This window comes from Streptococcus sp. 27098_8_76 (genome assembly GCF_041432315.1).
Classification (GTDB): Bacteria; Bacillota; Bacilli; order Lactobacillales; family Streptococcaceae; genus Streptococcus.
In genome coordinates, this window is record NZ_JAPVZI010000010.1 from 76,439 (window position 1) to 82,869 (window position 6,431).

Genomic DNA, 6,431 nt, shown 5'->3' on the forward strand with positions numbered 1-6,431 from the left:
GTAGTTTATGACTATCCCTATTAAAATGCCTATGTCTGAAAATGAATTAGCTAAATTCATTACAAGCAATCTCAACAATACACTAGATATCAACGGAGAAACGAGCTTTACAAACTCTTTCTCCATTTCTTTAGAAGCAGAAGATAAGGGAATGTTTTTCATTCCCAATCTTCCTGTTTCCTATGTTTTAGATAAAAACCTGTATTTTAAGATAGCAGATATATGTTCTGGCATCCTTTACCCTTATAAAACGCTTATGTTACAAAGTAATGCAATTTTTATCCCCTACAAGACAGGTGACCCTAATCTTGCTAGAGGTTTTTTCTTCCCTTGGGTAAATGGCATTCCAACTCGACTAACTATTCCTGATATCCAACATTTTATAAATCAAGAAGTTAGTGAGATTAGGGTTCCGCTCATGTCAAACCAAGTTAGTATCAATCTAAATGATGTTGTTCATTTAGCTATCAGTGGTTCATCTGGTTCAGGAAAAAGTTATTTCCTAGAATACCTTATTCGGTGTATTCGGAAAATAACTGACGATATTGTAGCAGTAGACCCTAAACGTGCCGATATTTATTCTCTAGGTCGTGAATTAAATCTGTCTGTCCTGTCTCCGAAAAGAGGGGCTAACTTAAATAGTTTTATCACAGAAGTAAATGAAATTCTGGGGGATGCTATCAATAAGATTTACGAACGTCAAGAAATACTTTTAGAAAACCCAAAAGCTACATTAAAACGCAAATATATTATCATAGATGAGCTACTTGCTCTTGTTCAGGGTTCTTCAAAACAAGCACGAGATACGTTTGCACAACTATTAGGAACTGTGGCTCTTCTAGGTAGAGCTACCAAAGTTTCACTTATCCTAGTTTCCCAACGTTTTGATGCTACCGCATTTGGAGGAAATCTTGCAGTTAGAGAACAAATTAACTGTTCTATTATTTTGGGAGAGATAAATACTAACACCACTCAGTTTTTATTGCCAAACGCTCATATTGAAAATATTGTTGTCCCTAGCGGAATAGGAACAGGAATTGTCAAATTTAGTGATGGAAAGCATGACAGCAACATCATGCCACTCCTCACCCCATACTATAACAAGAGGTGCTTATGATAAACAAGTATAATCTATTCAAAATCTTATGTATAGGAACTGTAGTAAGCTTTTTCCCTATATTTATACTTATCTTGATTCAACAGAATCTGAACATTGAAATTAATTATCAAAATGTTGTTTTTCTTTTCTATCCTTTGATAATTTTTTCAATCCTACTTTTCTCTTTTTTCCTTTATCACTGGTTTAAAAGTGATATAAAATACATGCTCAAAGGATTACGAGCAACCTACGAACTGAGAAAATTTGCCCATTTTGAATCCGATTCTATTCTCGATACTCAAAATAAACAGATTTCTACTCAAAAATCAATCGTCAACAAGGCCAATCGTTCTTTGTTAACCTTATCGATGATTTATACAGAAGATGGGGCTATATTACGGTGGAAAGTTCCAAACAATCACGAAAGTTTCTTGAAAGTACAAGAAATATTCCCTGCTATTAAAGCAAAATTACACACTATAGAACCCGAATTGTTCTTTACCAACATAGCGCCTAGTGACGGTCGTTGGTATCAAGCAACAGGCTCTTACAATTAAAATCGGTGGAAGGACTTTGTCAAAGACAAAAAGTCCTTCCACCATTTTTTTATATTACAAAACTGTGCCAATGATACTACTTACTCTAAATATCCTTAATACTAACAATCCTGCGAGACTGGTCTTGGCATTGTCTCGCATTCAAACTGTGCCAATGTGCCAAAAACAAAACGAAAGGAAAGGAAATTCTTGAAATGTCTTCAGAGAAAAAAACAAATAAAAAAATCCCTAAACAGCGTGCAATCATGTATACACAACAAATGCGACTAGCTATTTTATCTGATTGGAAAGAAGAAATTGATAGAATCGTTAAGCTATTAGAGCCATTACTCTGGGCAGGCATTTTACATGATAAAGATGTTAATGAAGATGGAGAAACTGTAGAACCCCATATTCATCTCATGATGTATTTCAAACATGCTCGTAGTCCACATAGCATAGCTTGGGAAATTAATGAACGAAATGGTAAGCGTGAAGATTCTCAAATCGAACGATTAGAATTCTTCAAGCATCCTAATAATGGTTTTAGTTATCTTGTTCACCAAACTAAAGATGCTCAAAATAAATATCAGTACCCTATTTCGGAAGTAATAAGTAACTTTGATTTTGCTAAAAAATTAGAAAACATTCGAAAACAAGTAGAGCGAAACCAAAGTAAAAAAGAAGGGGAACTAATACGAGAATATCTAGATATGCTTTATGACGGTTTATTAACTCTAGAAGAGATTGAATCTGAGCTAACGGGAAGTCAATATGCAAAAGCAAGTACGCGACTTAAAGCTGTTGCCGAAAAAAGGCAAGAAAGATTAGGAAGAGAATTCCTGAATCGTATGAAGTATGAACAAAAGACAAAACAAGTAGTCTATATCTATGGTGAGTCTGGACTTGGTAAGACAAGACTGGCTAAGACTTATGCAGAAAATAAAAATACCTCTTATTTTGTAACAGGCTCAAGTCGCGATCCTTTTCAGAGTTATCAAAACCAGGAAACTATCATTATTGACGAACTGCGACCAGATAGCTTTCGATATGATGACCTTTTGAAAATTCTAGACCCTTATAATTTCGATGTTTTCTTACCTTCTAGATATATAGATAAAGCATTAACCGCTGAACTAATCTTCATAACTAGCCCTTACTCACCAAAGGAGTTGTATGATAATTTTCAAACCAGTAAACGAATTGACCGTTTCGACCAGCTAGAACGACGAATACAAACAGCCATACTAGTTGAAAAGGATAATATCTTTTATACACACTATAACAATGAGAGTCGGGAATACGAAAAAGATGACAGCAACTTTTTCACGAACCCCTTTGAGTCTCAGTCAATACATCATGCTAATAGCTTCTTCACACAGTTTGAAACAACTATTCAAAGAAAGGAATAACAATAATGAACTCAGAACTATTTGAAATTAAAAACCTACTACTAAATCTCTTACAAATCCTACAACAGGAAACCCACATCTTCAATTATTGTGGTCTATATACCCAAAAAGACCTGTTGAATCTCCTTCAAATTTCTCCGAATACATTGAAATCTTGGGAAGAGAAAGGACTAAAACGACTGGAACCACCTATAGAAGGAACCAGAACTGTTTACTATAAACTTGAAAATGTTCTCCAATTCTTAGAGAAATAACATGAATTATGCTAAAATAGAACTGTCTGTTATGTATAGAAAATGTTCTATTTTAGCCTTTTTATTTTATATCCGTATAATGAAAGGGCATTATGACATCTGAAACTATAACTTACAATAACAAAAAAGTTATTAAAAAAACAAATTCAAACGGAGAGGTTAGTTATATTTTACGAGGCCTTTACTTAGGTATCGATGAAAAAACAGGCAAACAAGTAACAACGTCTATAACAGCTAAAACACTACGGCAACTTGACCGTAAAATCCTAACGGCTAGAGTTAATTTTGAAAAAGCAGGTGGAACGAGGAAAGAAGATAAACAATTATCCACTTTTTCTGAACTTGCAGAAGAATGGTTCAATAATTATCAAGTTTGGGTTACTTCTCATAATACAATCAATAGAGTGAAGGGATACGTATATAATTACATCATCCCTGCATTCGGGGATTACATTCCTGAAAAAATCACATCTGCCGACATTCAAAGATGGGTTAACAATCTCGCCCAAAAAGCTAGAACATCGATTGAATCAGGGAAAAAACGTGCTGAAAAAGGTAGTGCAAAAGACTTTGGAGCAGTCACTCACAAACTTAGTGATATTTTCGATTTTGGCATCACACATTTTGGATTAACTAAAAACCCAGTGAAAACTATTAAAATCCCTCCAAAGCCTAAATTAGCTTCTCGTAGAACTATGGTCTTACATGATGAAGAATTAAAAACATGGTTAGCATTCTTAAAAACTTTACCTAATAACAGAGCTAATCGACGATTTATTACCATCTGCAATTCCTTACTCGCTTCTGCATTGCGAATCAATGAACTTCTAGCATTAGAAATAAATGACTTGGATTTCACAAACAATGAAATTATTGTAAATAAAACATTGATGTGGAAAAGTGCAAATAAGAAACTTGGTACTAAAGGATGTATGATTTGTAAACCAACCGCAAAAACCGATTCTGGTAATCGTCAGGTTCCCGTTCCAAACTCTACTCTCACTGACCTTAGGGATTTCTACACAGAAATGAATAACTATTTCAAAAAGCAAGGTCTACCTCAATCCAAGTTAATCTTTCCAACGATTTATGGAAATTATATGTGCGATAGAAACGAACGTGCTACTTTAAAAAAACGACTAACTTCTCTTGGTTTACCTGATTACGGTTTCCATATTTTCAGACATACTCATGCTTCAATGATGTTAAATGCTGGGGCAAACTGGAAAGAACTACAAGTTCGTATGGGACATAAATCTATCAACACAACTATGGATACATACGCCGAGTTAGCACCGAAGAAGAAATTAGAGGCAGTAAATATTTATTTAGATAAAATAGCTGAACTATCTACTTAATCGTCTCTACATTTGTCTCTACATTTTTTCTTCAACAAATTACAAAGCCTTTAAAATAAAGGTTTTGAGGGGTTATATAGAACTCTGTCTACTCCTTACAGAAGTTAAGTAAGCATTCAATACGAATCAATACAGAAGAAAAACGCTGTTCCAAGCGTTTTTTTCTTTTTGTTAATTATCTTATATTTCAATTCAGACTCTACTTATCCTACAATCTTTTTTTGTAAAGCTGATTTGAATCAGGTAATTTTAGCACTCTACTTAACCAATGTCATCATTGTTTACCTGTATTATACATGATGTGCAAAATGGAAATTGGTAACACGGATTCTAATTTCAGTAAAATGAACTCAAGACACAAACACACTCTGTGGCAATATCAAAACAAAAGCTTGAAAAATCGAAAGGGTTGTGTTAGAATGAACTTACAATGTGAGTAAAGTTACAGCATATGTAACTAAAAAAGCCCCACCGTGCCACCGATGGGGTTTTTTGCTACCCTCTAAAAGGGTTAATCATTACTTCTTACGTTTCTTAAGCCATAACTTGAAAAGCTCAGATAACACGTTAATAAGTAACGGAGCTAGAAACACTGTGAGTAAAGTTTCTAACATATGTAACACCTCCCTTCCTTAAATTGAGGGGGCCAAAATATTATATCATCAATATCACGTAATTCCCAAACAAAAACGCCTTCCTAAGGCGCTATTTTTTCTTGAACAAGCGAATGTAATCCTGTTTGCTATGAATAATATCTGATACAAAGACAGCTTTTCTGTCCTCTAAAATATGATAGAAGGCTAGGTAATCGCCTAAAATGATGCATCGAGTTTTGTGGGGTGGGTATATAATAACTCCTACTCTTTCATCAGCATCAAATCCTGCTTCCGGGAAAACTTCAAGACGTTCCAATCCGTAAAGAATATTCTTAACTGTGTTTGCTCCTGCCTGTTCTGAAAAGTAGTTAGCTGAGATATAATCTTTAATACCTCTTAGCTGTTCTTGTACCGTTTCGGAGATAATAAGGCTATATACGTTCTCGTTAAATTCCAAGGTTAGCCCTCACTTCATCAAGGCTGTAAGTTCTTCCATGTTCTAAATCGTCAAAGCTACGGGCAATTTCAGCACGCAACCCTGATAGAAGTTCTTCTCTTTCTTTATCTACTTGAGTTTCAAATGGCAAAGCTTTATTTTCTACAATGTGTTCTAAAAACAAGTTAAAACTGGCTGTCATATCAAGATTTTGCGCTGTGATAATAGCTTTAGCCTTCTCTAACAAGTCTCTGTTAGTCTTAAAGTTTACCTGTGTATTTTTTTCTAAAACATTCATAGTAGTACCTCCTTTTAGACTATTATATCACTTTAAACTATACAGGTCTAGCTGCGTATGGATACTTATAGCTGTATGCTTAAAAGCTATTGTAAAATGTTAAAAAAAGCACTAAGGGAAAGCGCCCCAAAGTGCTCAATATCAAGGCTCTAAAGCCTATCTGATTCAATAAAATATTACAACATTTTGTTATCTTGCAGTAATTAGGTATAGAAAAACAGGCCTAAGCCTGCTCTAAATCTAACTTGATTTTCTCCAAAACTATTAAATTCAAATAAGTTGAGAAAACTTAAAGGGTAACAAAAAGGAACTTAAAATGATGAGTTCAGCAGGCAAGGAACTAGCACGGTCAAACGTGCTTTTTTTATTGCTGATAGGTTCATTATATGACGTAGTATATAAAAGGCAAAAATAACTCATATCAAAAAGCACTTAGATTTCT

General features: G+C 34.3%; 7 protein-coding genes. 5 read left to right on the forward strand and 2 right to left on the reverse strand.

Features of this window, described 5'->3' with window-relative positions; translation table 11 throughout:
- Positions 1 to 7 precede the first annotated feature (7 nt).
- The 5 genes from O3636_RS08135 to O3636_RS08155 all read left to right on the forward strand — a co-directional run bounded on the left by O3636_RS08135 (position 8) and on the right by O3636_RS08155 (position 4,659).
- Positions 8 to 1,117: a helicase HerA domain-containing protein gene (locus O3636_RS08135; RefSeq protein WP_000154971.1), complete on the forward strand. Its 1,110-nt coding sequence runs from the start codon at positions 8 to 10 to the stop codon at positions 1,115 to 1,117.
- Between the two features lie 206 nt (positions 1,118 to 1,323).
- Complete coding sequence (locus O3636_RS08140) at positions 1,324 to 1,656, forward strand: hypothetical protein (RefSeq protein WP_004236945.1); 333 nt, start codon at positions 1,324 to 1,326, stop codon at positions 1,654 to 1,656.
- 194 nt (positions 1,657 to 1,850) lie between these two features.
- On the forward strand, positions 1,851 to 3,047 hold the full coding sequence (locus tag O3636_RS08145; RefSeq protein ID WP_371642577.1) for a Rep family protein: 1,197 nt from the start codon (positions 1,851 to 1,853) through the stop codon (positions 3,045 to 3,047).
- Positions 3,048 to 3,052: 5 nt separating this feature from the next.
- Complete coding sequence (locus O3636_RS08150; RefSeq protein WP_001083626.1) at positions 3,053 to 3,301, forward strand: MerR family transcriptional regulator; 249 nt, start codon at positions 3,053 to 3,055, stop codon at positions 3,299 to 3,301.
- Between the two features lie 92 nt (positions 3,302 to 3,393).
- Positions 3,394 to 4,659 carry a site-specific integrase gene (locus O3636_RS08155; protein ID WP_224218487.1) on the forward strand — a complete coding sequence of 422 codons (1,266 nt, stop codon included), beginning with the start codon at positions 3,394 to 3,396 and terminating at the stop codon, positions 4,657 to 4,659.
- A 705-nt stretch (positions 4,660 to 5,364) separates the two neighbouring features.
- Here O3636_RS08155 and O3636_RS08160 read toward each other — a convergent pair.
- Complete coding sequence (locus O3636_RS08160) at positions 5,365 to 5,712, reverse strand: type II toxin-antitoxin system RelE/ParE family toxin (protein ID WP_084923593.1); 348 nt, start codon at positions 5,710 to 5,712, stop codon at positions 5,365 to 5,367.
- Complete coding sequence (locus O3636_RS08165) at positions 5,702 to 5,989, reverse strand: type II toxin-antitoxin system RelB/DinJ family antitoxin (RefSeq protein WP_001101478.1); 288 nt, start codon at positions 5,987 to 5,989, stop codon at positions 5,702 to 5,704. Before O3636_RS08165 ends, O3636_RS08160 begins: the two co-directional genes overlap by 11 nt.
- Between the last annotated feature and the right edge of the window lie 442 nt (positions 5,990 to 6,431).